This is a genomic window from Zooshikella harenae, assembly GCF_018837975.1.
GTDB lineage: Bacteria > Pseudomonadota > Gammaproteobacteria > Pseudomonadales > Zooshikellaceae > Zooshikella > Zooshikella harenae.
Genome location: NZ_JAGSOY010000356.1, coordinates 1 through 577, shown reverse-complemented (window position 1 = coordinate 577; position 577 = coordinate 1). Strand labels below are relative to the sequence as shown.

The window sequence follows — 577 nt, the reverse complement described above, 5'->3', positions numbered from 1 at the left end:
ACAATATTCCTATGATGATCAGGGCCGTTTAATCCAACAAATGGTAACAGCTGACTCGAATTACACAGGGAATACAGGCAATAACAGTGCTGGTACATCCGGTAACTCTAACGAAAATGGAAATAATTCATCTTCTAATAACAACAATGGATCTACGACAGAGCAACCAAGCTCAAAAGACAGTGACAATGATGGGCTAACGGATGCTTACGAAACTCTGTATGGGTTAAATCCCAATAAAAATGATGCAAGTGAAGACTCCGATAACGATGGCATTACCAATTTAGATGAGTTTTACCGTGGACTCAATCCTAAAGTTCCCGATCAGCTCAGTACATCGCTGAATAATGCAATACAGCTTTTATCTCCCATAAGACACTTTGTCGCCGATGACATCACTGGTGTCACCCTGCCAGATCGTGCATCAAGCACAAATGCAATGCTGCTGTCAGTAACCAATCAAGGTCAAATAGAAGATAGCCTAATCAACAGCAGTAACCCTTGGGTTTCCACCAAAAGCTTCGATCTTAATGGCTCGCACTATCTCGCCATGGGACCCGTTGAAGCAAAAACCATT

The 577-nt window shown here is 42.3% G+C and carries 1 pseudogene; it reads left to right on the top strand.

Annotated features, from left to right (window positions below):
- Positions 1-577 (top strand): annotated as a pseudogene (locus KCG35_RS26100) (hypothetical protein); the annotation flags it as partial.